Below are 16,369 nucleotides of genomic sequence, written 5' to 3'. Positions count from 1 at the left end.
TCGTCGGTCCACCAGGCGAACCGGACGTGCTTGGTCATGGTGGGGTTCTTGGCGGCCAGCTGGAGGGCGTTCTCCAGCAGGGTGGCCGAGCCGGAGCCGTTGTCGTTGATGCCGGGGCCGGCCGAGACGCTGTCCAGGTGCGAGCCGAACATGATCGTCTGGTTGGCGTCGCCGCCGGGCCAGTCCGCGATCAGGTTGTTCGACACGTAGGTGCAGCTCGTGCAGCTCTGCTCGGTCACCTGGTAGCCCGCGGCGGTGAGCTTGCCCTTGATGTAGGCCACCGAGTTCGTGTACCCGGTGCTGCCCGCGCGGCGGTTGCCGCCCGCGTTGGTGGCGATCTGGTTGAGCTGCGTCAGGTGTGCCTGTACCGCGGCCACGTCGATGTCGGGCGCGGCGGCAACGGCGGCTTGCGGTGCCGGCGCGGCGGGTGCCACTCCGGCGGACAGCGCGAGCGCCGTTCCGGTCAGGGCGGTCAGAGCCAGCGCGGCAGCCGTTCTGAAGGTCATGGTCCGTACTCCTCGTGTGCAGGGGAGAGTCCGGGTGGTCCGCGCGGGCCCCGCAGGAGGGGCGGTCTGACACGTGGACGTCGCCGAACCCGCGAAGCGTTACATCCGGTCGACGTCCGGGAGTAGGGCTTGGAGTAGGTATCGCGAACGCGGTCCGGCGGCGACACTGTGCGGTTCCCCGCCGGCCGGTCGACCGGCGGTCGGCGCGGTTCGACACCGCGCCGGTTCCGGAATGGCGTGCCGGCGGCCCGATTCGGAATGTCGGCGGAAAGACCACAAAAATGCGGAAATTCCCGGGTGCGGCGGTCCCGGAGCGATCTGGAAGTGCCGGCCCCGGTTACCCGATCGGCGGCTGGACAGGGTCCGGCGGGCTGGGAATGCTGCACGGCATGTCCGCCACACCGGTGATTTCCCGTTGATGTCCGGCTATTCCGACCCGGCCGCCGAGTTGGCCGCCGAATTGAGAGTGCTGCGCCGCGGTCTCGGCGTGCACGAGCCGCGAATGCCGGAGAGGTTGGGCCCCGCCGCGCGCTCCGCGTTCGGCGTCACCACCGCCGACAGCCCCTCGACCGCGCGCGGTCGGGTGACGGCCGCGTTCGACGCCGCCCTGGTGCGGCTGCCCGAGCGGGTGCGCGCGGTGCTGACCGCCGCGTTCAACCTGGAGGGCGTCGCCGAGGGGTACCAGCAGCGGATCCGGGTGCTGGGCGAGGCGGAGGGCGTGGTCGACCGCACCGTGCGGCGGTGGGTGGACGACGGCGTCGACGAGGTGGCCCGGGTGCTCACCACCGAGCAGGGCGCGGGCACCGGTCCCGGCTGGTGGACCGACCACCTCGCGGCGGCGCTGGTCCTCGACCGGCCGCGGGTGGAACTGCTCGAGGTGCGCCGGGTGGTGGCCGCGGTGGACGGCGTCGCCGAACTCGACTTCGCGGTGCACGTGACGGACCTCGACGCGGCGGCCCTGGGCGAGCGGGGCGAGTTCGAGGTGTTCTACGGCGGCTCGGTCCGGGTCCGCGAGGTGGAGTCGACCTCCCGGCTCGGCCTCGCGCTGACCTTGCCGACCGCCCTGCGCAAGGGCGAGTTCCACGAGTTCGCGCTGCTCGCCCGGCTCCCGGAGGGCCACGACCTGAGCCCCCACCTGGTGTTCGTGCCGCGGCACCGGTGCGCGCGGCTCGACCTGCGGGTGCGCTTCCGGGCCGACCGGCGTCCGGTGCTGGTCACCCGGCTGGCCGACGTCTACCAGAGCGACGTCGAGGACCCGGTGGTGCGGTCGGACGAGGTGGAGGTGGACCCGGCGGGCGAGGTCCACGTGGCGTTCACCAACCCGTCCCAGGGCTTGGCCTCCGGGCTGCGGTGGCGGTACGGCGCGGGGTGAGCGGCGTGGCGCGGCGGTCAGTGGGTGTGCATCGTCCGGTCGCGGTGCTCTCGGCTCGGTCGCGGCGCGGGTGGGTCACGTGGCCGTCTCCCGCGCGTCGAGCAGTCGGGCGTGGAAGTCCGCGGCCGCCTCGGACGGGTCGTCCTCCGCCGTCGCCCACCGGTCGAGCAGCCGGCGCAACCGGCCGAGGTCGCGGGCGGCCAGGCCGGTGAGCACGTCGAGGACGGCCGCGCGGGTGGTGTGGTCGTCGTCGGCGACCCGGATCCAGTCGCGCAGCGCCGACTCGGCGAGGTCGCGCACCGGTTCGCAGGCCAGCGCCCGGTTCCACAGCGCGGGCAGCGCGTCGGGCTCGGCGCCGGGATCGGCGAGCAGCACCGGGATCCCCTTGCCGTCGGCCTGACCCGCCGCGTGGGTGAACACGGCCAGCGCCTTCACCGCCGACTCGTCGTCCGGCCCCGCGCTCCAGTCCCGCAGCGCGGCCAGCACCGGCGTCGTCACGCCCGCCTCCAGCAGCGTGGTCGCCCCGACCGACACCGGCGTGAGCGAGGCCCACCCCGGCCTGCGCACCAGCGACCGCAGCACCCGCAGCGCGCGCCCGGGTTCGGCCGCGCCCAGCCTGCCGCCCGCGGCGAGCCCGGCGGTGGACGCGAGGTCGACCGAACCCGGCGGCACGCCACGCCGGTCCGCCCACCGCTGCACGTGCTCCCACACGGCCGTCGCGTGCCCGCCCAGCACGCCCGCGACGTCCAGGCCGAGCGCCGCGCTCTGCCGCAGCGTCGCCGACCGACCGGCCGCCCACGGCAGCAGCACCTCGTGCAGGCCGTGGTCGAAGTCCACCGCCACCAGCACGCCCGCCGCGGCGGCGGCCCGCGCGCGCACCTCCACGTCGGCGTGGTCGGCCAGCCCGGACAACCAGCCCAGCAGGTCCGACCGCACGCCGTCCAACTCGCCCCAGACGCCCGCCAGCACCGCCTCGCGCAGGTCGTCGTGGCGGAACCGGAGCGTGTCCGGCCCGTCCTCGTGCTCGCGCCGCACGATCCACGCCCGCTCGGCGAGCAGCGCCCGGGCGTAGCGGGGACCGCTCAACGAGGTCTCGCCGCCGAGGTCGCGGCACAGCGCCACGGCCGCGTCCACCACCCGCAGGTAGGTCGAGCCCTCCAGCACCGCCGTCGCGGTGACCAGCGCGACCTCCGCCGCGTCCGGGTCGCCCGCCAGCCACTGCGCGACCTGCTCGCGCGGGTCCCGCAGCCGGGCCACCTCGCGCGCCAGGTCCCGGCCGTGCCGCAGCGCGTCCACGACGACCCGGGCGGCCCTGGTCGCGAAGCCGGGGTCGGGTCGCTCGGCCAGCAGTTCGGCCAGTCGGGTCGGCGCGGTCGACCGGGTGAGCTCGGCGTCGGTGAGCCCCGGCACCGCCGAGCGCACCCGGCGGCGCACCACCTCGACCGGGTCGGGCAGCGCCAGGTCCGCCAGCAGGTGCTCCGGGCGGTTCTCGGCGAAGGCGCCGGTGGGCGGTCCGGTCACCACGACCAGGAACCGGCCCGCGTCGCGCAGTACGTCGGCCACCCTGGTCAGCCACGCCTCGTCCGGACCGTGCGCCGAGTGCCCGCGCCGGTCGACCACGAGCAGTCCGCGCCCGCCGGGCGGTGGCCGCCACGAGGGGTCGGACAGCACGGCGGCGGGCAGTTCGACCAGGGTGACCGGCAGTCGCTGGTCCCGCAGCACCTCCACCAACGTGGCGAGCGCGCGGGTCCGCCGACCGGTGCGCGGCGGACCGGCCAGGACTGCGGCGTTGCGCTCGGCCAGCACCCGGACGCCGTCCTCGAAACCCGCCGGGCGCACGTAGTCGCGCAGGTCGGCCAGGTCGGCGACGTCGACCGGCGCGGTGCCGGCGGGACCGGGGGTCGGTGCGACGGGCACCGGCGCGGCGCGGCGGGGGAGACCGTCCTCGGCCGGTCGGCCCAGGGCGGCGGTGATCGTCCGGGCGCGACCGTTGCGGAGGTCGGACGCGTCCTCCAGCAGGCGCGCGATCGCGTCGCCGCGCATCAGGCGGTCGGGCGGGGGATCGCGGTGGTCGGCCGTCGTGCGGTGGGTGGGGGAAACTGTGCTCACTGGTCGTGCACCTTTGCCTCTTGGGCTGCTGCGAAAGGGCCGGAAATTGCCCCCGGACGGGCGATCAAGCCCGAGCGGATTGCATCTTTTCAGACTCGATCGGTGGCTTGACAACCCCTACCGGTAAGTAGCCCAATCGTTTCGCGTTTCTCCTTTTCGGTTGTCCATCCGCTGTCCTTTTCCTGTCCAGTGGACAATGGGAATGGTGGCGCCGGTCGCTACCGCGGGTTTACCGGCGGCGGACCGGTGGCGTGCCGGAAAAGCGCGGGATAAACGCGTGGATGTCGAACGGGCTCAGGCGCCGGCCTGGTGGGCGGCCACCAGGTCGGCCACCGCCTTCGGGATGGTGCGCTCGAAGTCGAGCAGTTTTGCCCACGTCGGGGTCACGGTGATCCGCACCATCGACGGGTAGAGCGCGCGGACGCCCGCCTCCCAGCCGGGGAAGTCCGCCTCCGGCACGAGCTTGCGGCTCGCCTCGACGTACTCCGCCGGCACGCCCCGCACCTCGGTCAGCTCGGCCGTGCCGCGGATCAGCAGCACCTTCGGCGGGTAGCCCTCGGTGTCGATCGTCAGCGACACGGCCGGGTTCGCGGCCAGCGCGGCCACCTTGGCGGACTTCGGCACCGTGCAGACGACCAGTCGGCCGCCGGTCCACAGGAACGCCACCGGCACGACCCGCGGCGTGCCGTCCTTCGCCACGTAGGCCAGTCGGGCCGGGATGGACGAGGTCAGCAGGGTGGTGGAGATCGGGTCGGCCAGGACGTCGGCGACGGTCATCGGGTGCTCCCTGTTCGAGTTCCGCGGGCTTTCGCCGGTGGTACGGAGCCGGGTCGCCCGGTTCGACCTCAGTGGAGTGTGACGCCGGTCACGGGTTGATGCCGCGCAGGGCCAGGGTGAGCAGCCGGTCGGCCTCGTCGGGGTGGCCCTCGGTGGACCGGGAGATCGCGATGGCCAGCGTGATCAGGTCCGCGGCGGTCACCTCGCGGCACACCTCGCCCGCGTCCACGGCCGCGGTGAGCAGCCGGTCGCCGGTGCCCAGGATCAGCCGGTGGCACGACCCGGCGTTGGTGGGCGCGTCCTCGGGGGCGAACGACTCGGCGAGGCCGCGGTTCGCGGCGGCGTGCCGGCCGACTTCGCGCAACCACGCGCGCAACGCCGTGCCGGGTTCGTCGGTCGGCAGGTCGTCGGCGTGCGCGCACAACCGGCCGACGCGCTCGGAGAACACCGCCTCGACCAGATCGCGACGGCCCGCGAAGTGCCGGTGCAGGGTCGCCGAACCGACCCCCGCGCGGCGGGCGATCTCCTCCAGCGACGCGTTCGCGCCCTGCTCGGCCATGGTTTCGCTCGCCGCCGCGACGATGCGCCGACGGTTGCGCTCCGCGTCCGCGCGCATCCGGCCTCCAAACGGGGTGCTCCTTCGGTTAGTGTAGGCCGAGGGAAACGGGGGACCACCCCGTTTGTGGTGACAGGGGGATCGGATGAAGACGTACGTGATCACGGGTGGCACCGACGGCATCGGGGCGGCGGTCGCCCGGGTGCTGGCCGCGCGCGGCGACCGCGTGGTGGTGATCGGCACCGACGCGGCCAAGGGGGAGCGGCTGGTTCGCGAGTCCGCCGGCCTCGTCTCGTTCCTGGAGGCGGACCTCGCGCTCGTCGCGGACACCCGCCGGGTGGCCGGGCTGATCCTGGCCGAGCACCCGGTGGTGGACGGGATCGTGTTGTGCGCCAGGTACTTCCGGCAGAACCGGGCGGTCACGGCCGAGGGCGTCGAGGACAACTTCGCGCTGTTCTACCTCAGCCGCGTGGTGCTGGTCGACGCGCTGCGCGCCGCGCTGCCCGACGGCGCGTCGATCGTCAACGTGGCCGGACCGGGTGGGGACGCGCCGCTCGACTGGGACGACCTCCAGAGCGCGGTCGACTACGACGGCCTGCGGACGATCATCCAGGGCGGCCGGCTCAACGACGTGCACGGCCTGACGTTCGCCCGGCGCAACCCGACCCTGCGCTACGTCCTGTTCCACCCCGGACCGACCGCGACCTCCATGGCGGGCGACTTCGACGCCGCGACGGCGGCTCTCGTGGCGCGGCAGCGGGCGACCGCGAAGCCGGCCTCCGCCGTCGTGCCGCCCGTGCTGGAACTCCTGGACCACCCGCCCGCCCGGCCGCTGAGCGCGTACGGGATGGACGGCGCGATCACCCTGGCGGACTCGGTCGAGGCGGCTGAACGGTTGGCCGCGCTGACCGAGGAGGTGCTGACCGGCCTCGCTCCGAGCCGCGGCTGACCACCGGTCGGCGCGACCCGGAGGGGAGGTCGCGCCGACCGGCATCCCGGACAAGACCTGTCCCGCAAGGGTTGTGCATCATCCACAGTGGAGCGTCCGCGGTGGACTGGCGGGCCGGGTGCACGGGTGAGGCGCTGCGGCGGTCGGTCCGCGCAGGCGCGGGTCGGACCCGGGTCCGCGGGTCGGCGGCGGGACGCGAAGAATCGGGGAGTGCGGTTCAACGTGCTCGGTCCGCTGGAGGTGCGGGCCGCCGACGGGCGCGCGGTGTCGGTCGGCGGGCCGCGACCGCGTGCCGTGCTGGTGATGCTGCTGCTGGAGCCCGGCCGGGTGGTCGGGGTCGAGCGGCTCGTGGTGGGGCAGTACGCCGACGATCCGCCCGCCGACGCGGTCGGGGCGGTGCAGGCCCAGGTGGCGCGGTTGCGGCGGGTGCTGCCGGCCGGGTTGATCGCGTTCACCGGCGGCGGGTACCGGATCGACGTCGACCCGGACGACGTCGACGTGCACGTGTTCGAGCGGCTCGCCGCGCGCGGGCGGGCCGCGGTGGCCGGTGGTCGGCCCGCCGAGGCCGTCGAGACCTTGCGCGCGGCCCTGGCGTTGTGGCGCGGGCCCGCGTTGGTCGACCTGCCGAACGCCGTCGCCGAGGCGGCGCGGTGGGCGGAGTTGCGGTTGACGGCCACCGAGGACCTGGTCGACGCGGAACTGGCGCTGCCCGACGAGGACCCGGTGCCGCGGTTGCGGGCGCTGGTGGCCGAACACCCGTTGCGGGAGCGGTTCCGGGAGCAGTTGCTGCGGGCGCTGCACGCGGCGGGCCGGCCGGCGGAGGCGTTGGCGGAGTTCGAGGACGCGCGGCGGCTGCTCGCGGACGAACTCGGCGCCGACCCCGCGCCCGGGTTGGCCGCCGCGCACCTGGCCGTGCTGCGGTCCGAGCCCGTCGCGCCGGTCCGGCCACCGCTGCCCGCGCGGCTGACGAGCTTCGTCGGCCGGGACGCCGAGTTGCGGCTGCTCGCCGACGCGCGTGACGCCCGGCTGGTCACCGTCGTCGGACCGGGCGGCATGGGCAAGACGCGGCTCGCGGTCGAGTTCGCCCGCCGGGCCGGCCGGGAGGTCTGCTTCGTGGACCTGTCCGGGGTGGTCGCGGGCGACGCCGACGTGACGCGGCCGGTGCTGGCCGCGCTCGGCGTGCGGGAGGCCGGGTTCCGGGCGAACCCGACCGGGCCGGTCGACCGACTGGTCGCGGCGCTGGACCAGGACGTGGTGCTGCTGCTGGACAACTGCGAGCACGTGGTGGCCGAGGTGGCCGGGCTGGTCCGGGTGCTGCTGGACCGGTGCCCGCGGGTGTCCGTGCTGGCGACCAGTCGCGAGCCGCTCGGGTTGACCGGCGAGACGGTGGTGCCGCTGGGTCCGCCCGCCGACCCGGTGCGGTTGTTCGCCGACCGGGCCGCCGCCGCGCGACCCGGCGTCGTGGTCGACCCGGAGGAGGCGGCCGGGATCTGCGCCGCGCTGGACGGGGTGCCGCTGGCGGTGGAATTGGCGGCGGCCCGACTGCGCCAGTTCGACCTCGCCGAGATCGCCCGCCGGCTGGTCGGCGCGGAGCGGTTCCGGCTGCTGTCCAAGGGCGACCGCACGGCCGCCGCCCGGCACCGGACGTTGCGCGCGGTCGTCGGCTGGAGCTGGGACCTGCTGACCCCGGCCGAGCGGGCCGCGGCCGCGCGGTTCTCGGTGTTCGCGGCCGGCGCGCCGGTGGCCGCGGTCGAGGCGGTGTGCGGGTCGGACGACGTGGTCGCGGACCTGGTCGACCGCTCGCTGGTGGTGTTCGCCGACGGCCGCTACCGGATGCTGGACACGATCCGGCTGTTCTGCGCGGAACGGCTGCGCGAGTCCGGCGACGAGCACGCGGCCCGGGCCGCGCACGCCGAGCACCACCTGGCGCTGGCCCGCCGAGCCGACCCGCACCTGCGCGACGCGGAGCAGGTGGAGTGGTTGGCGAGGCTCACCGCGGACCACGACAACCTGATGTCGGCGCTGCGCTGGGCGGTGCGCGAGGACCGGCCGACGGCGATGCGCCTGGTCACGGCGTTGGGCGCGTACTGGTGGCTGAGCGGTCGGCGCGGTGGTGCGGGCGAGGAGGCGGCCGCGCTGCTCACCGACGAGGTGCCCGACGGGCTCGGCGAGGAGTACGTCAGCTGCGTGGTGCACGCCGTGCCGAGGGCGGCCGAGGAGCACTGGCGGCGGGCCGCGGCGGTGCTGGACGAGCTGGGCTGGACCCTGCGCCACCCGTTCGGCGCGGCGCTGTGGGGCATGGCGGCGGGTCCGCCCGACGAGGTGCCCGGCGAGCCCGCGTTCGCGCCCGACCCGTGGAACGCCGCGCTCGGCGCGCTCAGCCGCGGCCTGCTGGAGGTGATGGCGGGCGGCGACGGCGTGCCGCGGCTGCGCGAGGCGCTGGCCGGGTTCCGGGCGTTGGGCGAGCGCTGGGGCACCGCGCAGGCGCTGGACTGGTTGGCGCTGCTGGCGAGTCGGCGTGGCGAGTGGGCCGACGCGCACGCCGCGTGGGCCGAGGCGCTGGCCTGCTACGAGGTGCTGGGAGCACTGGACGAGTGCGCCGAACTGCACTGCCACCGGGGCGAGTCCCTGGTGCGCGAAGGCGATTTCGGTTCCGCCACGAGGGAGTTCACCGCGGCGATCGAGTCGGCGGCCCGCGCCGGCCGGACCGCGCCCGCCGAGGCGAGCCTCGGACTGGGCGAGGTGGCCCGGTTGCGCGGCGACCTCGCCGAGGCCGACGTGCTGCTGCGCCGCGCCCACGCCGCCGCGCTGGTCGAGGGTGGCGCGCGGTGGCTGTCGGCCCGGACCGCGACCGCGCTCGGTCGGCTGGCGCAGGCCCGGCACGACCGCGCCGCCGCGGCGTCCTGGCACACCGAGGCGGTCGAGTGCGTGCGCACCGCCGCCCTGGCCGCGGAACTGGCGTCGGCGCTGGAGGGGTTGGCCGGCGTGGCGGTGCTCGACTCCGACGGTGTCCGGGCCGCGCACCTGCTGGGCACCGCGGTCGCGCTGCGCGGCGCGCCGATCGCCGGTGATCCGGACGTGGTCAGGACGGCCGCGGCGGCGACCGCCCTGACCCCCGATTACGCCGCCGTGCACGCCGCCGCGGCGGCGCGGTCCACCGAGGACGCCCTGGCGACCTGACGGAGCACGGTCAGCAGCTCAGGCTTCCGGCGCGCAGCGCGTGGCCGCCGTCGTTCGAGTCGTCGGCCCACAGCACGGTCTTGAGCGAGCCCACGCACGTCGGTGCGATCGCGAAGCCCTCGTTGTTGTAGTCCGGCAACCCGGTCGGACGGGCGTACACCTGGGTCGCGGTGAGCGCGCCCGCGGCCGAGATGTCGAGGGTCGCGGTGCGGCCCTGGCACGTGTCGTCGCACGCCGCCCACAGGTGGCCGGTCGCCGGGTCGAACTCCAGGTCCATGACGCCCGCGAAGCCGCTCGCCGCGGTGGCGACCCTGGTGTAACCGCCGCCGGACTGGGTCAGCGCGTAGACGTACACGCCGCCGCCCGCCTCCAGGCCCACGACGTACAGCCCGGTGCCATGGTTGGGGTAGGAGGCCGGGGTGTAGGCCGCGCCGGTGTGCTGGTCGCGGAAGCCGTGCGCGGTCAGGTAGCTGTCCGGGATCCAGGAGATCGCCTCGAGGCCGCTGTTCGCGGCGACCGACGGCAGGTCCGCGGTGAGGTTCCACTCGCCGGTCGCGTTCAGCGTGGTCGCGGTGGACGCCGGGTCGTAGCGCAGCACCTTCAACGCGCTGGTGCCGCTGACGTTGTTGTCCCGCTCGGTCGAGACGAACAGGCCGTCCGGGGTCGCGACGACGCCCTCGGCGTCCGGGTCGCCCGAGCCGTTCGCGTAGCGCAGCGCCTTGCCCGAGGCCCACGCGCCGGTGTCCGGCTGCCACGTCGAGCCGTTGGGCACCAGGCGGTAGAGCGTGCCGGGACCGTTCTTCACCGCCCACACCACCGACGTGCCGCCGTAGGACAGGCCGCTGAGGTTGGTGCCGAAGACGTTCGACCCGTCGGCCGTGGTCGTGGTGGCCGGACCGGGCCAGGGCGACTCCGGCGTGCCGCCGCCGGGGCAGGCGTTCGCGGCGCCCTTGGTCGGCGCGGTCGTGGTGGTGAAGGAGCCCGTGCCGTCGGCGCACCGGCCGTAGGTGGTCGAGGCGTGGGAGGTCCAGCTGTAGGAGTCCTGGAGCGTGCCGCCCTGGAACAGCCGCGCGGAGTCGGCGCTGCCGAGCCCGAACGACGGGTCGACGTCGAGCGCGAGGTGGCCGCCGGCCGCGATCGTCGTGCCGGACGGGATGGTGAAGGTGTGCGAGTTGTCGTCGTCCTTGACGACCCAGCCGCCGACGGCCGCCGCGGTGGCGCCGGTGTTGACCAGTTCGACCCAGTCGCCCGGCGTGCCGCCGCTGGACTCGACCTCGTTGATCCGCACGGTCGACGCGGCGAGCGCGGTCGGACCGGCCCAGGTGAGGGTCGCGACGGACAGGACGGCCACGAGTGCTGCTCTGCCTAACCGGTGAGTGCGCAACGGTGCTCCCTTTCGCTCCGGAGTACTGCGCGTTCAGCGTCCGGCACCCCGGCGACGTCCGTTTGAACGGCAGGTCGACGGCAGCCGTTGCCGGCGTGGCCGTCGGCGTCGCCCGGCGGGTGCTGTGCGCATGCGGGTGACGGTCGGTGACCCCGTCCGCTCAATGTCACACGACGGTGCAGAGGCATTCATTCGGTCGGGGAGCGACCGGGATGCGGACCGTGCGAATGATCCGCGCGAGAAAAGGGAGAGTGCCTCCGCGTCCGCGGTGTGCGGAATGCGTGCCGCGCGCCGGTCGTCGGATACGTCGGCTAGCGCTGTTCGAATACCGGAACGTCCGCGGTGCCCGTTGTGGTGGTAGCGTCGAGTCGGGTCGGAGGGTATTCCGGGTAATCGGGGAATGCATTCCGCGATCGGTTCAGGAACCCGCTTGGCGGAGGCGGTGCCGGGTGCGCTGCTCGAGCAGTTCGGTCACCTCGAACCAGGCCTTGGCGCTGTCCCGGGCGAGTTCGGTGACCACGGCGAGGCAGTGCTCCGGCACGTTGTCGACCACCCGTCGCCAGTCCGGGACGCCGGTCGGCTGCGCCTCCAGCAGGCGCAGCAGGTGGCGTCCGGTCTCGCTGAGCCGGAGGGAGGGGTCGTGCCGGAGGATGCCGAGCGCGCTCGCCCGGTCGGTGACGGTGAACCGGGGCGCGATGCCGCCCGCCGCGCCGCGCCGCCTGCGCACCGCGCCGGACTTCGGCTCGACGGGCGCCTCGCCGTCGGGGTGCTGGTTGCCCGGCACCAGGTCCTGGCCCGCGAGCAGCCGGGCCCGCACGTCCATGACGGTCGACGGCGCGAGCCCGACGGCGGTGGCGATCTGGCGCAGCGATGCGTCCGGGTTGCAGGTCATCAGCTCACCGGCCAGCCGTCGGCTCGCCGCGGTGCTGACCGGCCTGATCCGCCCGTCGCGGCCGATCCTGGTCGGCGAGCCGGTGTCGGCGGCCGAGCGCAGCCGGATCGCGGCCACGGTCTTGGGCGACAGGCCCACGGTCGAGGCGATCGCGCGGTCGGACCACCGGGGGTGCGAGCCGACGATCCGGGTCGCCGCGCGCACCCGGTCCTTGAGCGTCAGCGGCAGCCCGTGCCCGACGTTGGCCTGCACGGACACCACGAACGCGTCGTCGGCGTCGCCCTGGTAGAGCCGGGCCTCGATCTGCGCCGCGCCGCGCAGCACCGCCGCCTTCACCCGGTGCATGCCGTCGATCACCCGCATCGTCTCCTGGTGCACGATGATCGGCGGCAGGTCGGCGCCGGACTCGGCGATCAGCTGGACGTGCTCGGTGCTCTCGCCGTCGGACCGGGGCGAGTTGCCGGGGTGCAGCACCTTGATCGGAATGGTGACGACGGGACATCTGCCCAACTGGCGGTCCAGCCAGGAAAGCGGTGCTTGTGCCTCTTCGTGATCGGTGAGCGAACCGCGTTCTTCCCTCATTGATCATCCCCCTTGCGGCGCGTCCTCGTACGCTACATTAGGCGCGGTGGGAAGTCTCCCCACCGGCTCGGCGGATATCCGCCCGCGCGCTCCGGCGGGGCGTCCGATCATTGGTCCGGTCCGCCGATGTCCAACCGGGGAAAACACCCGGTCGAACGCAACCGTTTCCCGCTGTCCCGATCGGGCGGAATCGGTCCATTGTGTGGGGCGAAACCTGTTCGGCCGATGTTCCCGAGTCGTCTTCGCGTAATGTCCGACCGCAATCCGCCGCAGTGCCTGGGGGTCTCGTGCGCACCATCGGGTTGGCCGTCGCGCTCGACCTCGCGGTGGTCGGTCTCGGCCCGCGAGGGCTGTCCGTGCTCGAACGCCTGTGCGCCAACGCGCCGGGCACCGGGCGCGCGCTGACCGTCCACCTGGTCGACCCGCACCTGGCCGACGGCGGCCAGGTCTGGCGCCGGACCCAGCGGCCGGAACTGCTGATGAACACGGTCGCGTGCCAGGTCGGCGTGTTCCCCGACGACAGCGTGGACTGCGACGGCCCGGTGGTGACTGGGCCGAGCTTGTACGAGTGGGCGAGGTCGACCGCGACCGGGCTGGTCGACCTGCCGGCCCGGGCCCGCGCCGAAGCCCGCGCGCTGGGCCCGAACGCGTACTCCACGCGGTCGCTCTACGGCCACTACCTGCGGTGGACGCTGGAGCACCTGGTGCGCGCGGCGCCTCCCGGGGTGCGCGTCGTGCGGCACGCCTCCCAGGCGGTCGACCTGCGCGACGAGCCGGGCGGCGCCCAGCGGATCGCGCTGCGGGACGGCACGGTGCTGACCGGGTTGCACGCGGTCGTGCTGGCGCAGGGGCACCTGCCGCACGAGCCGGGCGCGGACGAGGTCGCGTCGCTCCGGTTCGCCGAGCGGCACGGGCTGCACCACGTGCCGCCGGGCAACCCCGCCGAGGCCGACCTGGACCCGATCGGGCCGGGGGAGACGGTGGTGCTGCGCGGGATGGGCCTGAACTTCTTCGACCACCTGGCGCTGCTGACCGAGGGCCGCGGCGGTCGGTTCGAGCGGGACCGGGCGGGTCGGGTGGTGTACCGGCCCTCCGGCCGGGAGCCGAGGCTGGTGGCCGGGTCCCGGCGCGGCGTGCCCTACCGGTCGCGCGGCGAGAACCAGAAGGGCGCGTTCGGCAGGCACGAGCCGCTGTTCCTGACCCCGTACGTGGTCCGGCGGCTGCGCACCGCGGCCGACCTCGGCTCGCCGGTCGACTTCCGCCGCGACGTGTGGCCGTTGATCGACCTGGAGGTGCGCGCGGTCTACTACGCGGCGCTGGTCCGGGACGAGGCGTTCACCCCGGCGTTCGTCGCGGCGGCCCGACCGCGCCGGCCGCAGGACCCGTTCGACGTCCGGGAGAGCGCGGCGCAGCGGGAACTGCTGACCGCGTACGGCGTCGACCGCGCGCTGTGGTGGGACTGGCGGCGGATCGACACGCCGTACCCGCCGGAGGCGCTGGTGTCGACCGGGGCGTTCCGCCGCTGGCTGCGGGCCGAGGTGGCCGACGACGTCCGGGAAGCCAGGCGCGGCAACGTGGACAGCCCGGTCAAGGCGGTGCTGGACGTCCTGCGCGACGTGCGCAACGAGGTGCGGCAGGTGGTCGACCACGGCGGGTTGTCCGGCGACTCGTACCGCGACGACCTCCAGCGCTGGTACACCCCGCTCAACGCCTACCTGTCGATCGGGCCGCCCGCCGACCGGGTCGAGCAGTTGGCGGCGCTGCTGGACAGCGGGGTGCTGGAGGTGCTCGGGCCGCGACTGGAGGTGGCGCGCGCGCCGGGCGGCCGGTTCGTCGCGCGGTCGGCGGCGATCCCGGACGTCGAGGTCGAGGCGACCGCGCTGGTCGAGGCGCGGCTGCCGGAGGTCGACCTGCACCGCACGACGGATCCGCTGGTGCGCAACCTGCTGGCCCGCGGCGAGTGCCGGGCGCACCGCATCCCGGTGCGCGGCGGCGGGTGCTACACGACCGGCGGGATGGCCGTCGGCCGGCGCCCGTACCGCCTGCTGGACGCCGCCGACCGCCCGCACCCGAGGCGGTTCGCGTTCGGCGTGCCGACCGAGACGGTGCACTGGGTCACCGCGGCGGGCATCCGGCCCGGGGTGAACTCGGTGATCCTCGGCGACGCGGACGCGGTCGCCCGCGCCTCGATCCGGGCGGCGGCGGACGCGGTGGTGGACGTGCCGGCGGCGAGGGTGGCGACGTGACGAGGGCTGGACGTGATCCCGATGGGGAGGGGTGCGCGATGAGCGCGGTGACCTTGGTGGCGGTCGGCGACGTGCTGGTGAACCGGGAGGACCCGGAGAGCGCGCTGTCCGGGGTGCGGCCGCTGCTGGAGGCGGCCGACCTCGCGTTCGGGAACTTCGAGGGGGTGTTCACCGACCGCCACCCGGCGGTGCCCGGCGCGGCGTCGTCCTCGTTGAGCGGCGTCCGCAACGCGCGCGGGCTCGCCGGGTTGGACGTGGTGTCGCTGGCGAACAACCACACCATGGACGCGGGTCGGCTCGGGCTCGTGGACACGGTGGAGGCGTTGGCACCGCTGGGGATCGCCTCGACCGGTGCCGGCGCGACGCTCGCCGACGCGCTGCGGCCCGCCGTCTTGGAGCGGCACGGGGTTCGGGTCGCCGTGGTGGCCGCGACGGCCGTGCTCCAGCACGGCGCGGAGGCGCGGGTCGGCGCGCCCGGGGTGGCGCCGCTGCGGGCCGACGACTGCTACGTGCCGGCGTACCCGGGCGGGTGCGCGCCGGGGTTGGCGCCGCGCGTGCTGTCGGTGCTGAACGAGGGCGACTGGGACGCGCTGGCGGCGGCCGTGGGTCGGGCGCGGGAGGAGGCCGACGTCGTGGTGGCCAGCGTGCACTGGGGCGACCACACGCGGCCGTGGGTGCTCACCGACCACGAGCGGTTGTGCGGCGAACTGCTGGTCGAGGCCGGTGCGCACCTCGTGCTCGGGCACCACCAGCACCTGCTGCGCGGCGTCGAGGTGATCGCGGGCGCGCCGGTGTTCTTCGGGCTGGGGCACGTCGTGTTCGACTTCCCGGGCTACACCGACGAACTGGCGACCTTCGGCGTGCGGGTCGCGGAGCTCGGCGCGGAGCGGTTGGCCGCGATGTTCGGCGAGTACGGCATCTACCCGCGTCCGGAGCAGCCGGACTTCCCGTTCCCGCCGATCGCCCGGCACACCGGCGTCGCGGTGGTCGAGCTGTCCGCGTCCGGGGTCGGGCGGTTCGGGTTCGTGCCGTGCCTGATCGACGGCCGGGGTGTCGCGCGACCGGTGGGTCGGGACACTCCACAGTGGACTGATGAGGTGCGGTTCCTGGGGCAGGCGCAGGAAAATCCCGGATTGGCGACCGGGGTCGCGGACTCCGGCTGGGTGTTCGCGGGTCACGACGTGCTGGAGTTCACCGGCCCGGCGGCGTGACCGGCTCTAGCGGGAACCGCTCGCGGACCGCGTCGATCTGCGCGTCCCGGGACACCGGGCCGCCGAAGCGCCTGCGGTCGTACGGGGTGAACGGGAGCTCCAGCACGTCCAGCTCGTCCACCAGCGCGTGCAGGTCCGCGAGCCAGCGCGGCGAGTCCGGCGCGGCGGCGGCCAGGGCGGCGTCGATCGCGGCGCCGAGTTCGTTCTTGCGCGCCATCCTCTCCGGCGTCAGCTCGCGCAGGCAGACGTACTGGCCGCTGAGGTACCCCGACCACTCGTCCGCGGCCTGCTCGGCGGAACGCCACCGCTGCCGGCCGAACCAGCCCGGCAGCGCGTCGAGCCCGCCCGCCGCGTCGGCCAGCTCGAACAGCTCCGGCCACACCATCTCGGTGCCGTCGGACCGCAGGTAGCTCGGCAGCGGCAGCTGACCGTCGAGCATCCGGCGGCGCACCTCGTCCGGGTCGACGCCGCGCCGCGCGGACACCTCCGCCAGCGGCGCGTAGTACTCGTCCACGTACGCGTCGTCCTCGGCCGTCATCGGGTGCGAGCCGTTGAGGTCGAGGTAGCGGCGGACCACCGCGGACTTGAGCGTGTCGGTCATGTCG

12 protein-coding genes are annotated in these 16,369 nt (G+C 74.8%); 5 read left to right on the top strand and 7 right to left on the bottom strand.

All coding sequences use genetic code 11. The features are described from left to right. A partial coding sequence (locus AB0G50_RS33615; protein WP_360117282.1) for a M28 family peptidase occupies window positions 1-506 on the bottom strand: 506 nt, incomplete at its 3' end. Window positions 507-924: 418 nt separating this feature from the next. On the opposite strand from AB0G50_RS33615, the gene AB0G50_RS33610 reads away from it, so the two are divergent. After that, window positions 925-1,878: a hypothetical protein gene (locus AB0G50_RS33610; protein ID WP_360117279.1), complete on the top strand. Its 954-nt coding sequence runs from the start codon at window positions 925-927 to the stop codon at window positions 1,876-1,878. A gap of 75 nt (window positions 1,879-1,953) precedes the next feature. On the opposite strand, the gene AB0G50_RS33605 is transcribed toward AB0G50_RS33610, so the two are convergent. The 3 genes from AB0G50_RS33605 to AB0G50_RS33595 form a co-directional block, all read right to left on the bottom strand. After that, window positions 1,954-3,987, bottom strand: a complete 2,034-nt coding sequence (locus AB0G50_RS33605) for a hypothetical protein (RefSeq protein WP_360117276.1) — start codon at window positions 3,985-3,987, stop codon at window positions 1,954-1,956. Window positions 3,988-4,281: 294 nt separating this feature from the next. Continuing rightward, a complete protein-coding gene (locus tag AB0G50_RS33600; protein ID WP_360117273.1) occupies window positions 4,282-4,764 on the bottom strand; it encodes a pyridoxamine 5'-phosphate oxidase family protein in 483 nt (160 codons plus the stop codon). 88 nt (window positions 4,765-4,852) lie between these two features. Further along, window positions 4,853-5,380 (bottom strand): helix-turn-helix domain-containing protein, encoded by a 528-nt coding sequence (locus AB0G50_RS33595; protein ID WP_360117271.1) that lies wholly within the window; start codon window positions 5,378-5,380, stop codon window positions 4,853-4,855. Between the two features lie 85 nt (window positions 5,381-5,465). On the opposite strand from AB0G50_RS33595, the gene AB0G50_RS33590 reads away from it, so the two are divergent. Beyond that, complete coding sequence (locus AB0G50_RS33590; RefSeq protein ID WP_360117268.1) at window positions 5,466-6,269, top strand: SDR family NAD(P)-dependent oxidoreductase; 804 nt, start codon at window positions 5,466-5,468, stop codon at window positions 6,267-6,269. 210 nt (window positions 6,270-6,479) lie between these two features. Further along, the gene (locus tag AB0G50_RS33585) at window positions 6,480-9,449 is read left to right on the top strand and encodes a BTAD domain-containing putative transcriptional regulator (RefSeq protein WP_360117265.1); all 2,970 of its coding nucleotides are present in this window, start codon (window positions 6,480-6,482) and stop codon (window positions 9,447-9,449) included. A 10-nt stretch (window positions 9,450-9,459) separates the two neighbouring features. Here AB0G50_RS33585 and AB0G50_RS33580 read toward each other — a convergent pair whose 3' ends face one another. Both AB0G50_RS33580 and AB0G50_RS33575 read right to left on the bottom strand, forming a co-directional pair. Continuing rightward, window positions 9,460-10,800, bottom strand: coding sequence for a lamin tail domain-containing protein (locus tag AB0G50_RS33580; protein ID WP_360117262.1), 1,341 nt, complete (start codon window positions 10,798-10,800; stop codon window positions 9,460-9,462). 451 nt (window positions 10,801-11,251) lie between these two features. Beyond that, the gene (locus AB0G50_RS33575; RefSeq protein WP_360117259.1) at window positions 11,252-12,307 is read right to left on the bottom strand and encodes a ParB/RepB/Spo0J family partition protein; all 1,056 of its coding nucleotides are present in this window, start codon (window positions 12,305-12,307) and stop codon (window positions 11,252-11,254) included. A 272-nt stretch (window positions 12,308-12,579) separates the two neighbouring features. Between AB0G50_RS33575 and AB0G50_RS33570 the strand changes: the two genes are divergently transcribed. Next, window positions 12,580-14,553 (top strand): FAD/NAD(P)-binding protein, encoded by a 1,974-nt coding sequence (locus AB0G50_RS33570; protein ID WP_360117256.1) that lies wholly within the window; start codon window positions 12,580-12,582, stop codon window positions 14,551-14,553. A 38-nt stretch (window positions 14,554-14,591) separates the two neighbouring features. After that, the gene (locus AB0G50_RS33565) at window positions 14,592-15,764 is read left to right on the top strand and encodes a CapA family protein (protein WP_360117253.1); all 1,173 of its coding nucleotides are present in this window, start codon (window positions 14,592-14,594) and stop codon (window positions 15,762-15,764) included. Here AB0G50_RS33565 and AB0G50_RS33560 read toward each other — a convergent pair. Beyond that, the gene (locus tag AB0G50_RS33560; protein ID WP_360117250.1) at window positions 15,745-16,365 is read right to left on the bottom strand and encodes a DUF6058 family natural product biosynthesis protein; all 621 of its coding nucleotides are present in this window, start codon (window positions 16,363-16,365) and stop codon (window positions 15,745-15,747) included. The two genes, AB0G50_RS33565 and AB0G50_RS33560, sit on opposite strands and share 20 nt — an antisense overlap. Between the last annotated feature and the right edge of the window lie 4 nt (window positions 16,366-16,369).

Origin of the sequence: Actinosynnema sp. NPDC020468, from assembly GCF_040642015.1 — a bacterium.
Taxonomy (GTDB): domain Bacteria; phylum Actinomycetota; class Actinomycetes; order Mycobacteriales; family Pseudonocardiaceae; genus Actinosynnema.
The sequence above is the reverse complement of the archived record's forward strand: the minus strand, read 5'-3'. Positions and strand labels throughout refer to the sequence as shown.